Origin of the sequence: Corallococcus sicarius (genome assembly GCF_003611735.1) — a bacterium.
Taxonomy (GTDB): domain Bacteria; phylum Myxococcota; class Myxococcia; order Myxococcales; family Myxococcaceae; genus Corallococcus; species Corallococcus sicarius.
The window spans coordinates 12231-30151 of the sequence record NZ_RAWG01000094.1; the positions used below are offsets into that span (position 1 = coordinate 12231).

Consider the following 17921-nt stretch of genomic DNA (forward strand, 5'->3'; position numbering starts at 1 on the left):
GCAGCGCCAGCGACACTACCTCCCACCCACCTGCCTCGCAGGAGAATGTCCACCCCCGCGCCCGCGCGGTGATGGGGAGTCATCACTCCGGCAACGGCCCGTCCAACGGCACCGGCACCACCCGGGACGCTCCGAACGCGGGCCCCCACACCCGCTGCACCTGCGCGCCATTCAGGAAGCGCACCACCGCGCGGAAGGCCTCCTCCGGGCCTCCCAGCCCCTCCGCCCAGGCCCGCCCCCGGGGCGACAGGTTGGGCACGTCCGGCCCCAGCTCCTCGCGGGAGGTGGCGCCCCGGGTGATGACCAGGCCCTCGTCCCTGACTCGCTGGGGCACGTACAGCGGCGCGAACCGGGCGTGCCGGTGGTCGTGCACGCAGCCGGGCTCCTCCAACAGCGCCGCCGACAGGGGCAATTCGCGCACGTTGAACAGCAGCTTCACCGCCTCCTGGTGCGGATCATACGGTCCGCGCAGCCGGTGGTCCCCGCGTGGCACCAGCCTCCGGTCCAGGTAGCAGTAGGCGCGCGCCTCCGGTGGCAGCGCGCCCCGGTGCCGTGCTCCGCCGTAGCGGAAGAACGGGCGCACGTGGCACGCATCCACCTCCAGCGCCGGCCCCTGCTTCAAGGCTCGCAGCTTGGGCAAGAGCGCGGGCTCCAGGCCGTGCTCCCTCGCGAAGTCCTCCAGCGTGTCGTCGGTCGCGGCGGCGAAGGCCCTTACGCGCACGAGCAGCCGGTCCTCATCCGCGTCCACCAACAGCTCGTCGAAGCGCGTCTTCACCCCGGGCAGGCTCACCGGGATGAGCGTGGTGAGCAGCTCGCCCCGCGCGCGCCAGTCCGCGTCCAACTCCACGGCCTCACGGGCGATGGGGGACAGCCGCCACTCGGGCGGCTCCGGCGTGAAGCACTGCCCCGCGCCCTTGTACTCGTAGCGCGGGGCCGGGGCGTCGCTGCTGGACCGCGACGTCCACACCGTGATGCACGTGCGCACCTGCGTGCCACGGAACATGCCCGGCCCCAGGTCCACCACCTCGCGCAGGTGGAGTGCATCGAGGAGCACGCGACGCAGCGACGTGTAGCTGAAGGCCTCCAGCAGGCTCGCGGGCGTGATGAAGGCCAGGACCCCGGGCCGCGTCGCCAGCCGCTTCGTGGCCACGAGGAGGAAGAAGGCGAAGTCATCCCGCAGGCTGGTGCCCGGCGGCATCGCCAGGGGCATCAGGGCTCGCAGCCGCGCGTAGGCGTCCGCGTCCTTCAACACCGGCGACGTGCCGTTGTAGGGCGGGTTGCCCACCCATAACTCGGCGTGCCCTTCCGGCGTCCCCGCGAGCAGCGGCTCCAGCCCGCCTCGCAGCGCGTCGCCCACGCGCACGTCCGCGCCCGGCACCCGGGCCTGACACATGCGCGCGACCCCCGCGTCCAGCTCCAACCCGCACAGCCGCGCGTCCGGCCGGTGCTTCGCCGCCGCCGCGAGGAACGCTCCCGCGCCACAGGCAGGGTCGACCACCGTGAGCGGCTTCTGTCCCAGGTGCGCCAGCGCGAGCGCCAGCGTGCGCTCCACGATGGGCGCGGGCGTGAAGAACGCGCCCACCGCCTTGCGGTCGATGCCGGGGAACTGGCGGACCAGCCGCTCCTCGTCCACCTCGTGCGTGTCGATGGAGCGGGCCATGCCCGGCCATCCTAGCCAGTTTCCCCCTGCGAACTGGAATGGGTCCAGTCCAGGGCCGTCCCGCACTGCTTGCAGTAGCGCGCATCCAGGTCATGGCCCTGGACGCCACAGCCCGGGCACGCCTGGGTGTCCGGACGCTGACGCGTGGCGGCAGCCAGCTCCACGGACACGATGCCCGTGGGCACCGCGATGATGCCGTAGCCCATCACCATCAGGATGGAGGCGAGGAACTGCCCCATCACCGTCTTGGGCGTGATGTCGCCAAAGCCCACCGTCGTCATCGTCACGATGGCCCAGTACATGGAGCGGGGGATGCTGTCGAAGCCGTTCGCCTCGCCCTCCACCATGTACATCACCGCGCCCATGATGACGTCGATGCTCAGCACCGTGCCCAGGAAGACGATGATCTTCGGCCGGCTCGCGCGCAGCGCCGTCATCAGCACCTCCGCCTGTCCCAGCAGGTGTCCCAGCTTGAGGATGCGGAAGACGCGCAGCAGCCGCAGCACGCGCACCACCAGCAGCGTCTGCGACCCGGGGAACACCACGCTCAGGAACGACGGCAGGAGCGCCAGCAGGTCCACGATGCCAAAGAAGCTGCGCGCGTAGTCCAGGGGCTTGCGCACCGCGACGAGCCGCAGCACGTACTCCACCGCGAAGATCCCCGTGAAGACCCACTCGGCGGTGTGGAGCAACACGCCGTGGCGGACCCGCACCTGCGTGACGCTCTCCAGCATCACGGCCACCACGCTGAACACGATGGCCCACAGGAGGGCCACGTCGAACGCCTTCCCCGCCGGGGTGTCGGCTTCGAAGATGATGGTGTGCAGCCGGGCGCGGAGACCTCCCGCGGGGCTCTGTTCGGAGGGCCTGTTCACGGCCGGGCAGCTTAGGCGCAATCCTCCGTGGGGCCTCGCGCCGCGATGTCCGGAACCGGCTTTTGCCCTGGACCGGCGCCTTCGTTGCCTCCTCCGGAGCCAGACGCCACCGTATCCGGCTTCCAATCCGTGGAGCGAGCAAGGCGCTGGCTTCCTGACGTTGGGTCGGAAGTCCCGGGGCCTGGGGAGGGCAGGGGGATGCAAATCATCGGGACGGTTCCTGTCTGGCTGCTCGCCCTGGGGATGGCGGCGCTCATCTTCCTGTTCCTGGATGTGGGCTTCCGGCTCAGCCACCGCAAACCGGGACTCGATGATGCGTCCCCGCTCCATGCCGCGATGCTCGGCCTGGTGGCGCTCCTGCTGGCGTTCGCCTTCTCCATGGCCGAGGACCGGTTCACCCTGCGCCGCGAGCTCGTCACCAAAGAGGCGAACGCCATCGGCACCTACTACCTGCGCGCTGGCTTCCTTCCCGAACCCACGCGCGGCGAAATGCGGACCCGGCTGCGCCGCTACATCGACCTTCGACTCGAGGCCTACGCGGCCGCGTCGGACCCGCCACACTTCACACGCCTCCTGGAGGAATCGGCTCAGCTTCACGCAGAGCTGTGGTCACGACTGGACGCGGTCGCGCCCCAGCTCCCAACCGGGGTCCTGATCCTCACCACCCAGGCCCTCAATGAGATGATTGACGTCTCCGCGGAGCGGCTGTCGGCAGCGCGGAACCAGATCCCGGACACCATCTTCGTCCTGCTGCTCATCGGGATTCTCGGCTCGGGCCTGCTGCTCGGCTACCGGCCGGAAACGCACGCGCGCGGGTGGTTTCTCTGGGGAATCTTCGCGCTGCTGACGACCGCCGTCATGTTCACCCTCCTGGATCTCGACGTCCCCAATCGCGGCCGCATCCGCACGAGCCAGCGGCCCCTGGAGGACCTCCGGGACCAGCTGCGCTCCATGCCGTAAGGCACCCCAGGCAATCGAAACGGACGTCGCACCCGCACCGGGAACGCGCGCGTCATTGGCCTCCGTCCGCGCTCCATTCCAGACGCAGCAGCCCCTGCGGCGTCTCCGGCCTGGGGATGCCAGAGCCCGCCCGGCCCAGGCAGACCGCCGCGTCCTTCGCGACGGGCGTGGAGGCCGGGGCGAAGAAGCGGTAGCGGCGCTCACCCATGCGCTCACTGTCGATGAGCACCATGTCCCCCACGAAGAGCGCCGGCCCCGTCCCGGCGATGGGGAAGTCGGCGTCGGTCTCCACGTCGACCTCGAGCACGTCGGACTCCGCGTGCTCCTGGCCCGCGGTGAAGAAGCGCCGGGGCTTCGGATAGCGGACGCGACGCGCGACCGCTGACTTGATTCCGGGCACCGCGGGCCGCTGCTTGCGTGTGTCCTCGGGCCCCGCGCCGCCATCCTGAGTCGCCATGTCGTGCTCCGTTACCCGATGACTTGCAGGTCATCGAACGCGAGGGGCCGGGCGTTCTCCCGGTTGAGCCGCAGCTGGATGGCGCGGGCCACCCGGAGGATCTTCGACGAACCGAAACAGCGGATGGGAAACCGCAGCGTCGAGAGCATGCTCTTCGTCAGGTACACCGTGTCAAAGGGAAGCGGGACGCCGCCCACCGCATCCGAGTCCACCCATTCGACGGTCCCATCGGTCAGCTCGATTCCCAGCTGGAAGCCTGTCTGCGCGGGGGGCATGTCCTTGATGAAGACATCCGCGACGCGGATCCACAGCTCCTTCCCGCTGAGCGTCACCGGCGGATCCAGCTGCGAGCGGAACGTCCCGGGAGCCGCTCCGGGCTCCGCCACCATGCCCATGGAGTCGCCGTAGAACGAGTCGTTGTACTGCGTGGCCGTGGCTTGATGGAACCGGTACTCGCCCGCCACCAGCCCGCTCTGGGTCGTGGGTTGTCCGAGCGAGTTCCTGGCGATGGTGTTGCCCTGCTCGTGGTCGTCCACGGTCAGCCCCGCCGACCACTTGAAGGACAGGTGCACCAGGAAGGTGAGCGTCGCGGGCGGCAGCTCCGTGCCCACCAGGAACCCCAGGGTGTCGTGTCCCGCAAGGACGGAGCGGAAGAATGCGCAGCCGTAGGTCAACAGCACCCGTTCGTGCGCGGACCGGGACATCGTCGGCAGGTTCCCGCCGTTGTCATTCTCCAGCCAGCGCCGGTTGAAGAAGTTGTGGCAGGCATTGTGGACGTAGAGCTGCGACTTGAACGTCGGCGGCCGGCAGCGGTCGTAATACTTCGCGCCGTCGTTCTCGAACACGTCTCCGTCGGCGGCGGGGAGGAGCGTGAGGAACTCGCAGCCCTCCAGCGCACCCTGGGTCGCGCCCCAGTCCGTCGGCGCGAGCGACAGCACGCAGCGGATGTTCACGGCCCTCGGCCTGCTGAGCCGTGACGGAGCAATCACCACCGCCTCGCCGCCTCGCGAGTGCCCCATGAGCCCGACCTTGTCGAAGTCGAGCACGCCCGCGAAGCGCTGGCCGACGGCGTTGAGCTTTTGGAAGTGCGCGATGGACGCGTTGATGAGGTCGGCGCGGTCGGTGATGTTGCCCGGCCCGCCGGTCCACCCATTGAGCTGGTTGCAGTCGACCGACACCGCGACGAAGCCCATCCGCGCGAGCGCCTGCTGGAAGTAGTCGTAGCCGAGAGAACTCGCAGCGTCGGGCGAATGGTTTCCGTGGGCCATGAAGACGAGGGGCACCGGTCCCCGCTTGCCCCGCCGCTTGTTGAAGGGCACCTCCCCTCCGTCGTCCTGGGCGGGGTAGAAGACCGAGCCCCGGATTTGCAGCGTCTGCCCGCCGATGCTCGTCGTGCCTCCGTCGTAGTCCACCTGGCCCACCGGAAACAGGTCGAGCCCGGAGGGGTCGGACGTCACGTGCGGTGCGACGCACAGGCAGGTGAGCTCCCGCGCGGTCTGGCTCACGCACGTTCCCAGGGACTGCACCACGTGGACGACATCGCCGTGTTCGACGGGCGCGTTGAGCAGCACCACCGGACCTCCACCTTCGCCGGCCTTCACGAGGTTGCGGTAGACCTTCACCGTGGCGCCGGTCGCCATCATGGAGAGGGTGATGGAGGTGTCGCCGCATTGGAGGGGCTCGGCCTGCGGCGCGGGGAGCTGCCCACAGGACCAGACCTGAAACTCGCTGGTTTCGCTCTGCGTGCCCGGGCACAGCCACTGGACGGCGGAGAGCAGGTCTCCCGCCGCGAGCGGCGCCGGGAGGTCGACCCGGTGCGTGTCTCCCCAGGTGCGCCAGGTTCCCAGGGAGGCCCCGTTGCGCGACAGCTCGAAGCGGGCGCCGTTCACGAGGTTCGTCACCTGGACCTGCCGGGTGCCGTCATACGCCAGGTAGAAGCCCGGCGTGGGCAACGGGACTGGCGCCGCGACCGTGTCTTGGACAGGCGAGGGCGGGCTTGAATCCCCATCCAGGTTCGCCCACGCACGCACCTGCTGGCCCGGGCCGTACTCTGGCCTGACATCGAGCCCCTGCTGGGGTGCAGCGCCCTGCACCCGGGCGACTTCGGTGCCATTCGCGGTCAGCCACACCTCGCTGCCGGTGAGCAGGTTGGCGACACCGGTCCGCGACCCGCAGCGATGGACGGGGGCCGGAGCAACGCGGGGGCGTGGAAGGCCGTCGGGATGGTCCTGCGTGTGCTTGCGCACCGTCACACTGGGAGACCAGCCGCTGGTGACCCCGTGGGCCTGCTGTCGCGCGCGGACGACGTCGCCCGCCACCAGTGGCGCGGACAGGTGCAGCAGCGCTCCCACGGGTTGGGGAAAGCCGCCCGGCACGCCCGTGAGCACGATGACGCCATTGCGCTCCAGGTCGAGCGTCGCGCCGGGGTTGAAGCCGTGCACGACGAGCGCCTTCGCGCCCTGGTACAGCGGCGCACCGACAGGCGGCGGGGACAGGAACGCGGTGTCCTCGAGCTTCAAGCTCCCGGTCGGTACGTCACGCATGGAAGGCTCCCCCAGGGGAACCATCCCATTCAAGCGGCCGGTGGATGCAAACGGGGTCCGACAGCGCGGGCAATAACAGACAGGCCCATGCCCCCCGGTCCCACGCTCAGCTGAAGAAGGACGGAACCCGGGCCCCTTTGGAAACTCCCGGGTTCCGCCCTGGCCGAGCAGCCTTCAAACCTTGTGCGGAGCCTCCGGGATGCCGGGCGGCACCGACCCCGCCACGCCGGGGGGCACCGTCACCGGGGGCGGAATCACCGCGCCCACGTGCATGCGGTGCTGGACCTCCGCGAACCGCCGCGACGCCTCCGCCTCCGGCGACAGCAGCGACACCAGCCAGCCCACGAAGAACGACAGCGGAATCGTGACGAGCCCCGGGTTCTTCAGCGGGAAGGGCGCGGACGCGTTGCCCAACAGCTCCACCTGCACCGTGGGCGACAGGAAGATGAGCAGCACCGCGCTGAAGGCGCCCGTCAGCATGCTCGCCACCGCGCCGCGCGTCGTGAAGCCCTTCCACAGCATGGACAAGAGCAGCGCCGGGAAGTTCGCGCTCGCCGCGACGGCGAACGCCAGCCCCACCATGAAGGCCACGTTCTGCCCCTTGAAGACGACGCCCAGGAGGATGGCCACCACGCCCAAGAGCAGGCTCGCCAGCCGCGCCACCTTGAGCTGCTCGTGCTCCGGCGCCTGTCCCTTGCGCACCACGTGCGACCACAGGTCGTGCGACAGCGCCGCCGCGCCCGACAGCGTCAGCCCCGCCACCACCGCCAGAATCGTGGCGAAGGACACCGCGGAGATGAAGCCCAGGAAGCCCGTGCCGCCGACGACCTCCGCCAACATGGGCGCCGCCATGTTGCCGCCCTTGTCCACCGCAGTGATGCCCTGGCGGCCCACCAGCACCGCCGCGCCGAAGCCCAGGATGAACGTCACGAGGTAGAAGGAGCCGATGAGGCCCGTGGCGTAGAACACGCTCGTGCGCGCCGCCTTGGAGTCCGGCACCGTGTAGAAGCGCATCAGGATGTGCGGCAGGCCCGCCGTGCCGAACATCAGCGCCACGCCCAGGGAGATGGTCTCCAGCGGGTTCGCCACCAGCTTGCCCGGGGCCAGCACCTCCGGGCCGTACATCTTCGCCGCCTCGTTGAAGAGCGCCGCGGGGCTGCCGCCGAACTTCCACAGCACCGCCACCGCCAGTGCGGACGCGCCGCCCAGGAGCAGCACCGCCTTGACGATCTGCACCCACGTCGTGGCGATCATCCCGCCGAAGAGCACGTAGAGGATCATCACCGCGCCCACGAGCACGACGGCCACCTCATACGAGAGGCCGAACAGCAGGTGGATGAGGTTGCCCGCGCCCACCATCTGGGCAATCAGATAGAAGATGACCACCGTGAGCGTGCCCACCGCGGCGGACAGGCGCACCGGGGTCTGCTTCAGCCGGTAGGCCACCGCGTCCGCGAAGGTGTACTTGCCCAGGTTGCGCAGGGGCTCCGCGATGAGGAACGTCACCACCGGCCAGCCCACCAGCCAGCCCACCGAATAGATGAGCCCGTCGAAGCCGGACGTGGCCACGAGCCCCGCGATGCCCAGGAAGCTCGCGGCGCTCATGAAGTCGCCCGCCAGCGCGAAGCCGTTCTGCGCCGCGCTGATGTTGCCGCCCGCGGCGAAGAACTCGGACGTCGTCTTCGTGCGCCGCGCGGCCCAGTACGTGATGGCCAGCGTGATGCTGACGAAGAGGAGGAAGAAGACGATGGCCGTCGTGTTGGGCTGGCCAATCTGGGAGCCCACGGTCGGAGGATTCATGGCAGGGCCTTTCGGATCAGCGGCGCAGTCCGTCGAGGATGTGGTCGTACTTGCGGTTGGCCCACAGGATGTAGACGCCCGTCAGCACCCAGGCGACCAGGATGGTGAGCGCCCCCAGCACGATGCCAATGGACAACCCCGGGATGAGCTGCCGCCCCATCAGCGGCCGGTTGAACGCCACGAACAGGATGAAGCCCAGGTAGGTCACGAGCATCGCCACCGTCAGCGCTCCCGCCACGCGCCAGCGCGCGGCGGCGAGTGTCTTCAGGACGTCGTCCTTGGAATTGCCGTACATCGGTGTGCCTCCTTGGGAAACGAATGGGATTGAGGAACGCGAGCCTTCAGCGCCGCGGGGCCGGAGGCAGCCCCTTGGTCAGCAACTCCTCCAGCACCGCCGGGTCCGCCAGCGTGCTGGCATCCCCCAGGTTCTCCGTCTCACCGCTGGCGATCTTCCGCAGCATGCGGCGCAGGATCTTCCCCGAGCGCGTCTTGGGCAGGCCCGACACCAGCACCACCCGGTCCGGGGACGCGATGGGGCCAATCACGTGGCGCACCTGCTCGCGCAGCGCGCCCCGCATCTGCTCGTCCGGCGTGCGCAGGAAGTCCGGCTTCACCGTCACGAAGGCGCACACGCCGGTGCCCTTCAGGTCGTGCGGGTAGCCCACCACGGCGGCCTCGGCGACGGCCTCGTGCGCCACGAGCGCGCTCTCCACCTCCGCGGTGCCCAGCCGGTGGCCGGACACGTTGAGCACGTCGTCCACGCGGCCGGTGATCCAGTAGTAGCCGTCCTCGTCGCGGCGGCAGCCGTCGCCGGTGAAGTACAGCGGCAGGAACCGCGCGTAGTACGTCTCCACGAAGCGCTCGTGGTGGCCATACAGCGTGCGCGCCTGGCCCGGCCACGAGCGCGCGAGGCACAGGTTGCCGCTGACGCCGTTGCCCTCCAGCACCTTGCCCGCTTCGTCCACCAGCACCGGCTCCACGCCGAAGAAGGGCAGGGTGGCGCTGCCGGGCTTGCACGGCGTCGCGCCCGGCAGCGGCGCGATGAGGATGCCGCCCGTCTCCGTCTGCCACCACGTGTCCACCACGGGGCAGCGGCCCTCGCCCACCACGTCGTGGTACCAGCGCCAGACCTCCGGGTTGATGGGCTCGCCCACGCTGCCCAGCAGGCGCAGCGACTTGCGCGACGACTTCGTCACGAACGCGTCCCCCTCCTTGATGAGGGACCGGAGCGCGGTGGGCGCGGTGTAGAGCGTGGTGGCCTTCACGTCGTCCACCACCTGCCAGAGGCGGCCCGCGTCCGGCCAGGTGGGCGTGGACTCGAAGAGGACCGTGGTGGTGCCGGTGCAGAGCGGGCCGTACACGAGGTACGAATGTCCCGTCACCCAGCCCACGTCCGCGGTGCAGAAGTGCACGTCGTCCGGCTGCGTGTCGAAGACGTAGCGGAACGTGGTGGCGGCGTACACGAGGTAGCCCGCCGTGGTGTGCAGCACGCCCTTGGGCTTCCCGGTGGAGCCGGACGTGTAGAGGATGAAGAGCGGGTCCTCGGAGTCCATCCACTCGGCGGGGCAGACGCCCCGGTGCTTCTTCACCTCCACGTCCAACCAGTGGTCGCGCCCCTCGCGCATGGGCACTTCCTTGGCGGTGCGGCGCGCGACGAGCACGGACGTCACCTGGGAGAGCCCCTCCAGGGCCTCGTCGGTGATGGCCTTGGTGGCCACGTTCTTGGGGCCGCGCGGGCCTTCGTTGGCGGTGACGACGACCTTCGCGCCGCAATCCAATACACGCTCACGCAGTGAGTCCGCGGAGAAGCCGGCGAACACCACCGAGTGCACCGCGCCGATGCGGGCGCACGCGAGCAGCGTGTACACGAGCTCCGGCACCATGGGCAGGTAGACGATGACGCGGTCGCCCTTCCTCACGCCGTGCGCCTTGAGCACGTTGGCCATGCGGCCCACGTGGTGCTGGAGGTCCTTGAAGGTGATGACCTCGTATTCGCCGGGCGTGTTCTTCGCCCAGATGATGGCGGCCTTGTCCGGGCGCGCCTTCGCGTGGCGGTCCACGCAGTTGACGGTGACGTTGAGCTTGCCGCCGCCGAACCAGGTGAAGTCCGCGGCGGCCTCGTTCACCTCGCGGACGGTGTCCGGCGGGTGGAACCAGTGGAGCTGCCGGGCCTGCTCGCCCCAGAAGGCGTCCGGGGCGTCCAGGCTCTGACGGTAGAGGCGCTGGTAGTCCTCCAGGCTCTTCACGTGGGCGGTGCGGCGGAAGGCTTCCTTGGGCGCGACGAGCAGGTCCTGGGCAGGGGCCATGGCGGAAGGTCCTCTAGTAGAAGAGTTGGAGTTGGGCGGTGCCGGTGATGCCCGTGGAGGCGTTGGAGAGGTCGCCCGCGCGGGACAGGGCCACCTCCGTCTTCAGGTTGAAGGTGTGCTTCTGGAACCAGAGGTTGAAGCCGGGGCGCAGCGTGAGCAGGTCCTGCGCATCCACGCGGCCGTTGAAGTACTCGCCGGAGAGGACGGGCTCCACGATGCCGATGCGGTAGCCCAGCTCCACGAAGAAGCCCGTGCCGCTGCGCGGGTTGTCGTAACCCTGCTGCCAGGAGAAGACGTTGCTTTGGAAGATGAACTCCTGGTCCTCGCCCACCGGCAGGTCCAGGAACACGTCCGCCGCCAGGGCCACCGCGTCGTGCACGCCGGAGGCGGTGGCGATGGCGGAGTACTGGTAGTCACCGCCGATGCCGAACGACAGCAGCGGATGGTCGGTGAAGTAGATGCCCCGGAGGAACAGGTCCTCCTCGCGGCCGAACACGTTGTAGCGCGCATGGCCCACGAAGCGCGGCAGGTCGTCCGGGTTGACGATTTGGCCGTTCTCCAGCCGGGAGCCCTCCACGCCGTTGAGGATGGCGGCGCGGTACGTCAGCGGCCCGGCGAAGCCGCGCACCTGCACGCCCATGTCGCGCCACACCTTGCCCACGCCCAGCGGGAAGCGGATGAGGTCGGAGTGGTAGTCCACCGTGTGGAGCGCGATGGCGCCCTGCAGGGACTGGTGCGACAGCGGCGCGAGGATGAAGCCCGCCTCCACCCACGTCTTGTCGGCGACCTCGTACGCGATCGTCGCGTCCTGGATGAAGAAGGCCGGGTTCCAGTCGCCGTTCTTGCCCAGGTTCGGCTGGTCCGTGTCGATGAAGAACGACAGCCGCCTGGTGATGGAGCCGAAGACGAGCAGCCGCACCCGGCGCAGGAAGAAGTCCGTGCCCACGCCGCCCACCGGCGCGCCGTCCTTCACGAGCTGCATCTGGGGATGGAGCAGGGCGTTGACGTTGAGGACCGCATCGTCGCCCAGTTGAATCTTCCCTGCCGCAGCGGGCAGTGCGGTCAGCAGGGCCACGAACAGCATCCACCGGGGGAGCGAGCGTAGGTCGGGGCGCATGGGCCCCCACCCCAGAGCAACGCCCGTTCCACCCGCGCGCGCTCCGGGTTTCAGGACCTTGCAGGTTGGCCCGTTGCGTCAGGATGTGGCGGAAGGTGACAGGGCGTTACCGCCCGTAACGCTTCGCGCAGCGCGTCGTAACGCCGGGGTCACACCGGGCCACGCAACGAGATAGGGGCCACGCAGCGCGTCAGCGTGCGTGGCCCCATGTGTATCGGCTCAGGCTTCCGCGTCGTCCTCGGGGGTGATGCCCGCGTCCGCGTCGTCCTCTACCTCCGGCGGACCGATGGGCGCCTGGAGCCCCGCGGCCTCCAGGAGGATGCGCCGGCCCATGGCGGGCAGCTTCACGCCCGTGGTCGGGTGGCCGTTGGTGAGGAGCACCACCGCCGCGGCGTGTCCCGGCAGGAAGCCCACCCAGGCCACGAAGCCGCCGTTGCCGCCGGCCTTGCTCAGCACCTTCGCGCCGCCTCCCGCGTCGGTGATGTACCAGCCGAGGCCAATGGACTGACGCGCGGAGATTTCGAAGTGGGGCGTGTGCGCGAGCTTCATCGCGCGGTAGGTGAGCAGCGGCATGGTGGGCACGCGGAAGAGGTTGCCCTCCAGGAAGCGCAGCATGTCCGACGCGGTGGAGTTGAAGCCCACGCCCCGGTAGGCCAGTTGCTTGCCCCTGGCCGTGTAGCCCTGGGCGATGCGTTCCGGACGGATGCCGGTGAGGTCCACGCGCGTGTCACGCATCGCGAACGGCTCCTGGAGGTCCGTGGCGAACAACTCCGGGTAGCTGCGCCGCGCGGCCAGGGTGGTGGTGAAGCCCTGCGTCACCTCGCTCACGTTGGAGTAGCTGTAGTGCGTGCCCACGCGCGTCTCCGGGTTGAAGCGCGTCCAGAAGTCGAACATCGCCGGGGGCGGCACCTCTCCCCGGTACAGCGCGCCCGCCGGGTGGCCGGGCACGTTGGTGCCCGGCATGCCCGCCGTCATGGTGCCCAGCGCCTGGGGCGTCACCTGCCGGATGACGGTGCCCTGCTGGCGGACCTCTCCCGGGAGGAAGCGGGTGATCTGATCCGTCAGCGCCATCTTCCCCTCCACGATGCGCGCGGCGGCGAGCGTGTTGGTGAAGACCTTCTGCACGGAGCCGATGAGGAACAGCGTGTCCTCGGACACCGGTCGCTGGGCGCTCCGGTCCGCCAGGCCCGCGACGTAGCTGGCGCGCACGTCGCCGACGGCCACCGCCGCCGACACGCCGATCTCCGTCTGCGTGCCCAGGTAGTCCTTCATGGCCGCCGCGACGAGCTGCTTCAGTCGCGCGGGGTCCTGCGTTGAGGGCGTCATGGCTGGGGCCTGGGGTCCGCTAATCCGACAGGGACGTGTCGCAGCCGCCGCTGATCATCTGGATCTGCATCTGCTCGGAGGAGCCGTTGAGGAAGAAGTAGACGGTGGTGTTCGCGTCGGAGGACTTCAGCGTGCAGTAGAAGTTCTGCTTGCACGACCAGATCTTCCCGTTGTCATCCTCGAACTGGACCCACCAGTAGTCGTGGCCCGTGGCGCCGGTCCAGAAGATGGCCTGGAACGACGAGCTGGTGACGTTCTCCGCGAGCGAGGGCCAGTTGCCCTGTTGCTGGTAGCTGGGGTTGTTGCTGTAGCGGTGGCGCAGCTGCACGTTGGTGATGGTCCCGCCCCACTGGTTGACGACGACGCAGTTGGCGGTCTGCTCCGTCGACATGGGAGCGGCACCCTTCGCGGCGGTGCGGGTCATGTCGGGGTTCAGGCGGGTGTCGTAACCCGACTTGAGCTGGCCATCCGGGCCGAGGCTGTTGTGGTTGCACATGGTCGTGGGCTCCTGGGCCACCGGGAGAGGGATTCATCCGGTGGATGCCAGGACCCATGAGCAAGCGGTGTGCCGCATGCCGCTTCACTCTGGGAGGCCGTGGGGAGAGGCGGAATCGACGTGCTTCGACGCATTTCGACGCGTCGAAACACGCGGGCGTCGACACGTCGGACGTCGACCCGTCAGGCGCGGGTGTGGTCCTAATACTACTTGATCAGATCCGCGACGGTCCGCGAGGAGGCGCGCGGGAGCTGATGTGACGTAGGCAGAGCGGGCAGTGGCCCAGTCGCCGCAGCAGCAGGTGCTGAAGGCGGCGACGCACCAGAGGCAGCGTCCAGCGCGTCCTTCTCCGGGGGAAAAAGCATCCGACGTAGCGCGATGAATCCGGGAGCCACCATGCAGAGCGTGGTGTGATGGTGGAAGCCGCGCCAAGTGCGGCCCTCGTAATGGTCCAACCCCACCTCGCTCTTCATTTCCTGGTAGTCGCGCTCCACCCGCCAACGCAGATTCCAGAGCCGCACCAGCTTCTTCAGAGAGGTGTTCTCCGGTAGGGAGCTGAGAGCGAGCTTCGTCGGTCGCTTCTAGCTCTCGGCCATTCGGCCAGCAGCCAGACTTCCTCACTGGGCGCGGCTTGCTGCATATGGCGCTCCGCCGTGCGCACGCGCATCGCAGCAAACCGCGAGGCTTGCTCGCTGCGGCTGCCTTCCCGCCAGCGAACCGTCTTCCATTCCTCTTTGGGAAGTTGGCGAACCAGCTCCTCGATGGACCACGGCTCCACGCCTTCGGCCACGCAGCCGGTGCGTGGACGCCCCATCCGCCCCTCGACCTTGGGCGGTGGGGTGGGCGCGGAACCGGGTGGCCACACCTTGTGGACGAGTTGAACTCCGACCAGGTAGTGCAACCCTTGCTCGCGCACCCCGTCACGAAACTCTCGGGCGCTGCCGTACCCTGCGTCGGCCAGTACCACGTGACGCCGCACGCCCCATTCCAGGGCGTCGTCTAGTACTACTTGGTCATTTCACTCTGGGCCCCAGTGGCTCCCAAGGCCCCCTCAGGGAAGATCCAAAGTAACCAAGTCGCACTAGATCGCGGGAAGTGCGATGCGTCTCGCTGCGGCATACGCCGCAAGCCGACGCAGCTGCGCATCGACAAGAGCAAGAGACTCCTTGCCCTTGCTGCCCTCCAATTGGTCGGCGAGGTGCTTGAGTCGGCCCACGTCGCCAGAGAGCTTGGTCGTTACGCGCTTTAAGGTGTCATCGACGTACTGCTCGACCTCAGCGATGGTCTTCAGGGGATTGTTGAGGATCGACTGAACGAGGAAGGTCTTCAGCCCGTCGCGGTCCATAAGGAGTCGAGGCGCCCGGTTGAGCCACGTCCCTGATGTGGTCGCCGCTGTTCCCTCGCAGCGCCAGGCGGCAAGCGACAGCAACATCTGCGCAATGCCGGCGAATTCATCAAAGAGCGGAAGGGAGCCTGCCATACGGCCCTCGCCGTCCAGCCACGATTTCAACCAACCAGGATAGCTCACCGCGTCTAAGCCTACTCGCAAAACACGCAGCGCTCCCGCAAAGACGGGCTCGAAGAGTTCGTTTTCCTTCCCATTGAAAACGGACCAGTAACCCTCTGGAACGTTTACTCCCGGCGGCATACCAATGTTGAACCACCGCAGTCGGCGCGGTGCACTTCCATAGGCCGCCTCAACTTCAGGGCTGCTGAATCCAAGGTCGTAATCCACCCTATTCCACGTGCCATACACCACAATAGTTTCACGTCGAAACTCTTTCAGGGTGATCAGCTTTTCCTGAAGAGCCGCCTGGAAGGGATCTGCGGTTGGATTTGCGGTGAGGCTGGGAGCGACTTTCTTATCCGCGCCCATAAGATAAATAGTGCGAGGGGTTTCGTTCTTCGGCCACTGCCGAATATGAACCGGCTGCCAAGTCACTCTTCTATGCTTCTCGACGAATTTCTCAAGCGAGGTTCGTACGCTTGAGAGTACTGTTTGTTCAGTCGCAACTATGGGCTCCTTCGGGCTTGGCTTAACCGAAAGGCCTGCAAGTAGTGCATAGCGTTGGGCAGCAAGCCGAAGCGCGGCGGGAGTCGTCGTGTCCCGTATGGCGGCCCGGAGAGTCAGCCCCGCTTTCCAGAGACGCCCCATTGGCCCTTGGAGGACAGCCAATGGCGTCGTGCGGGCAGCGGCGGCGAGTTGCAGGAACGCTTCCGTCGACGAACTCCAAACGAACGGGTTTGCAACAGGGGACTCCGGCAGTTTGACACCCACCGAAGCTGCGACCTCTGGAAGGAGTCCTACCAGCCGGTCGAGGCGGCTTGCGGAGGCGATGTCGGCCAAGAGGTCGGCCCGAGAAACTCCGCCATCCCGCTTCTTCGTGAAGGCGAAGGTCGTCGCGGTTTTCGTGCCATGAATTGCGAAATCAGAGAGCAATCCTCGGACTTCGGGGGATGTCTGAGCCTCCCCGCCCTTGACGACGGCCTCCGCACGCCCACACGCAAGTGAGAAGTTGATGTCCGATAGGTCTCGGGCGACCTGTTCGATGCTGTTCTGCGCGCGGCCGACCCTGTCCTTCAGGTCATCGTAGTGCTCCTGTGCAATCGCTCGGGTACGCAGCGACTCGGCGAGCAGCGTCTGGAGCTGCTGGAGCATCTCTCGCTGGTTGGATTCGATGAACTCTAGATGCTCACCTACCTGAGCCTGAAAAGCCGCGAGCTGATTCGACAAACGCTCCAGGGACTTGAGGATGGCCGCGTCGGCACTTTCTCCGCCCATGAAGAGCCCGAGCACGGCAGTCGCGACGCCAGCATATCCGTTGAGAAGGGCCAGCGGACCGATGGTGCCTCCGGAAAACGCTCGCGACAGGTCGGACATCCGGAGGGCGACCTCACCCACCGCCGAAATGGCCCGGGCACCCTGTGGCCAGCTCGATCCAATAATAAGAGAGGCAAGACCAACGCTCCCCGCGATCTCGGACTTCATGTACTGATATTCGCGTTCCGCTTGAACCCGAGCTACTTCGGCTTCTCGGGCGTCGGCGGCTTGCTTGAGTTGCTTGGAGAGGTCACTTGTGTTGCGCTCCAGCGCCTCTTGGCGCGCAAGCAGCTTCGCGGTGAGCACCTCAAGAGCCTTCTCGCGTGCACCTGGTGCTGACGGATTTGGTCGAGCAAGTTCCTCGTAGGCTGCCCGTAGCTCTTGGGGGACTTTTTGCAATGTCTTGTTGGGACTCGCGCTTATGTCGATCGCGACTCTATCTTTGAAGTGATTGAGCTGTACCTGAAGCTTTGTATCTAACCTAGCAAACGACAGTATTTGTGTATGGAGGGCGCGGTCCAACAGCTGCATCTCCAAGTCGCCAGGGCCGGGCGGAAACGGGTTCTTGGAGAGGTCCAATCCTGGTTGTGCAAGGTACGGAAGGACCGACCCGACGAAGGCTCCAGCAAACCCCAGAGCAATCCCTGCTGGTTCGAAGATGGGTGTGACTAGAGTGCCCGCCGTGCCCATTGCAGTGCCGGCTTTTTCCATCACAGCCAGCATCGTCTTTGTTGCCTCGTTAGGCTCTCGCTCGAACAGCGCGATAAAAGCATCGAAGGTCGTCGGATCGTAGGTCCGGCCCTGCTGGAGAAGATGCCGAATCTCGGCAGTGGCCCTCGATTCGTCGAAGTGAATGTTTCTGCGCTGTTCGGTGATTCGCGCGATCTGCGCGGCGATTCGCCAAGCCTCCATCCGAGGCGTCCAGTCAGCGCCGGGAGCCAGAGAAAGCGAGTCCGCCGTGAGGGCGATGAGGAAGTCGGGATGCCTCTTGTCCAGAGAGACGGAGCGATCTGTCTGGGCAAACAACTGAAACTGCCACGGCATCATGGACAGTGCCAGGGATGCAGTGCTTCCGCCCAAGAGTTTGCGTCGAGTCAGGCGGTTCTTTGTCACGGTTCTCTCCACCGGAAGTGCCTTAGGAACTCCCATACGTTACCACGGCCACCAGCCACTTAGTACGACTTGGTCACTTCAAGAATGCGTGAGGGCGGGCGGACTGTTCCCCCAGCATGACACCGAGGCAACTGAAGCGACTGGAGGGAGAGCTAGAGAGCTTCCTGGAGTCGATGTTTTCCGGCCTGGGCCGCGTAGAGCGGCGACGAGCGATGGACTGGTACGTCAAGGGCCTGCTGCTTGAAGGCGAGCGCAAGAGCATCGACCCGATGGCAGGGCGACTGGTGGAGGACGCTGGCGAGCAGGAGGCCATGCGCCAGCCCTCTCTGCCAACGTGAGTGAGACAGTTCGTACCCAGCAGTTTAGTGTGCAGGGCGACCCAGGCAGGGACGATGAATCCGGTGGTGAAAGAGGCTCGGGTCCGGGAGACCGAGGTGGTGGAGAAGG

Annotated in this window: 12 protein-coding genes and 2 pseudogenes; 2 read left to right on the forward strand and 12 right to left on the reverse strand. The window is 67.4% G+C overall.

Features of this window, described 5'->3' with window-relative positions; all coding sequences use genetic code 11:
* Positions 1–82: 82 nt before the first annotated feature.
* Both D7X12_RS16660 and D7X12_RS16665 read right to left on the reverse strand, forming a co-directional pair.
* Complete coding sequence (locus D7X12_RS16660; protein WP_120626253.1) at positions 83–1660, reverse strand: N-6 DNA methylase; 1578 nt, start codon at positions 1658–1660, stop codon at positions 83–85.
* An 11-nt stretch (positions 1661–1671) separates the two neighbouring features.
* On the reverse strand, positions 1672–2535 hold the full coding sequence (locus tag D7X12_RS16665; protein ID WP_120626254.1) for an ion transporter: 864 nt from the start codon (positions 2533–2535) through the stop codon (positions 1672–1674).
* 243 nt (positions 2536–2778) lie between these two features.
* Here D7X12_RS16665 and D7X12_RS16670 point away from each other — a divergent pair, with 243 nt between their 5' ends.
* Positions 2779–3495 carry a bestrophin-like domain gene (locus D7X12_RS16670; protein WP_147443696.1) on the forward strand — a complete coding sequence of 239 codons (717 nt, stop codon included), beginning with the start codon at positions 2779–2781 and terminating at the stop codon, positions 3493–3495.
* 52 nt (positions 3496–3547) lie between these two features.
* On the opposite strand, the gene D7X12_RS16675 is transcribed toward D7X12_RS16670, so the two are convergent.
* The 10 genes and pseudogenes from D7X12_RS16675 to D7X12_RS42450 form a co-directional block, all read right to left on the reverse strand.
* Positions 3548–3952, reverse strand: coding sequence for a hypothetical protein (locus tag D7X12_RS16675; RefSeq protein WP_120626256.1), 405 nt, complete (start codon positions 3950–3952; stop codon positions 3548–3550).
* Between the two features lie 11 nt (positions 3953–3963).
* Positions 3964–6495, reverse strand: coding sequence for an alpha/beta hydrolase (locus tag D7X12_RS16680; protein WP_147443697.1), 2532 nt, complete (start codon positions 6493–6495; stop codon positions 3964–3966).
* A 174-nt stretch (positions 6496–6669) separates the two neighbouring features.
* Positions 6670–8295, reverse strand: coding sequence for a sodium:solute symporter family transporter (locus tag D7X12_RS16685; protein ID WP_120626258.1), 1626 nt, complete (start codon positions 8293–8295; stop codon positions 6670–6672).
* A gap of 16 nt (positions 8296–8311) precedes the next feature.
* The gene (locus D7X12_RS16690; protein WP_120626259.1) at positions 8312–8590 is read right to left on the reverse strand and encodes a DUF485 domain-containing protein; all 279 of its coding nucleotides are present in this window, start codon (positions 8588–8590) and stop codon (positions 8312–8314) included.
* 46 nt (positions 8591–8636) lie between these two features.
* A complete protein-coding gene (acs, locus tag D7X12_RS16695; protein WP_120626260.1) occupies positions 8637–10601 on the reverse strand; it encodes an acetate--CoA ligase in 1965 nt (654 codons plus the stop codon).
* Between the two features lie 13 nt (positions 10602–10614).
* Positions 10615–11718 (reverse strand): hypothetical protein, encoded by a 1104-nt coding sequence (locus D7X12_RS16700; protein WP_120626261.1) that lies wholly within the window; start codon positions 11716–11718, stop codon positions 10615–10617.
* 219 nt (positions 11719–11937) lie between these two features.
* Complete coding sequence (locus D7X12_RS16705) at positions 11938–13044, reverse strand: serine hydrolase domain-containing protein (RefSeq protein WP_120626262.1); 1107 nt, start codon at positions 13042–13044, stop codon at positions 11938–11940.
* A gap of 19 nt (positions 13045–13063) precedes the next feature.
* The gene (locus D7X12_RS16710; protein WP_147443698.1) at positions 13064–13540 is read right to left on the reverse strand and encodes a hypothetical protein; all 477 of its coding nucleotides are present in this window, start codon (positions 13538–13540) and stop codon (positions 13064–13066) included.
* 206 nt (positions 13541–13746) lie between these two features.
* Positions 13747–14543 (reverse strand): annotated as a pseudogene (locus tag D7X12_RS45490) (IS701 family transposase); the annotation flags it as partial.
* A 78-nt stretch (positions 14544–14621) separates the two neighbouring features.
* Complete coding sequence (locus D7X12_RS42450) at positions 14622–17474, reverse strand: keratin (protein WP_147443699.1); 2853 nt, start codon at positions 17472–17474, stop codon at positions 14622–14624.
* Positions 17475–17590: 116 nt separating this feature from the next.
* Here D7X12_RS42450 and D7X12_RS16725 point away from each other — a divergent pair.
* A pseudogene (locus D7X12_RS16725) lies at positions 17591–17794 on the forward strand (transposase); the annotation flags it as partial.
* Between the last annotated feature and the right edge of the window lie 127 nt (positions 17795–17921).

What these genes read in the sequence shown, in the direction of transcription:
- D7X12_RS16705 (WP_120626262.1), bottom strand. Translation starts at nt 13,044, where the DNA reads ATGACGCCCTCAACGCAGGACCCCGCGCGACTGAAGCAGCTCGTCGCG.
- D7X12_RS16690 (WP_120626259.1), bottom strand. Translation starts at nt 8,590, where the DNA reads ATGTACGGCAATTCCAAGGACGACGTCCTGAAGACACTCGCCGCCGCG.
- D7X12_RS16710 (WP_147443698.1), bottom strand. Translation starts at nt 13,540, where the DNA reads ATGTGCAACCACAACAGCCTCGGCCCGGATGGCCAGCTCAAGTCGGGT.
- acs (WP_120626260.1), bottom strand. Translation starts at nt 10,601, where the DNA reads ATGGCCCCTGCCCAGGACCTGCTCGTCGCGCCCAAGGAAGCCTTCCGC.
- D7X12_RS16685 (WP_120626258.1), bottom strand. Translation starts at nt 8,295, where the DNA reads ATGAATCCTCCGACCGTGGGCTCCCAGATTGGCCAGCCCAACACGACG.
- D7X12_RS16680 (WP_147443697.1), bottom strand. Translation starts at nt 6,495, where the DNA reads ATGCGTGACGTACCGACCGGGAGCTTGAAGCTCGAGGACACCGCGTTC.
- D7X12_RS16660 (WP_120626253.1), bottom strand. Translation starts at nt 1,660, where the DNA reads ATGGCCCGCTCCATCGACACGCACGAGGTGGACGAGGAGCGGCTGGTC.
- D7X12_RS16670 (WP_147443696.1), top strand. Translation starts at nt 2,779, where the DNA reads ATGGCGGCGCTCATCTTCCTGTTCCTGGATGTGGGCTTCCGGCTCAGC.
- D7X12_RS16675 (WP_120626256.1), bottom strand. Translation starts at nt 3,952, where the DNA reads ATGGCGACTCAGGATGGCGGCGCGGGGCCCGAGGACACACGCAAGCAG.
- D7X12_RS16700 (WP_120626261.1), bottom strand. Translation starts at nt 11,718, where the DNA reads ATGCGCCCCGACCTACGCTCGCTCCCCCGGTGGATGCTGTTCGTGGCC.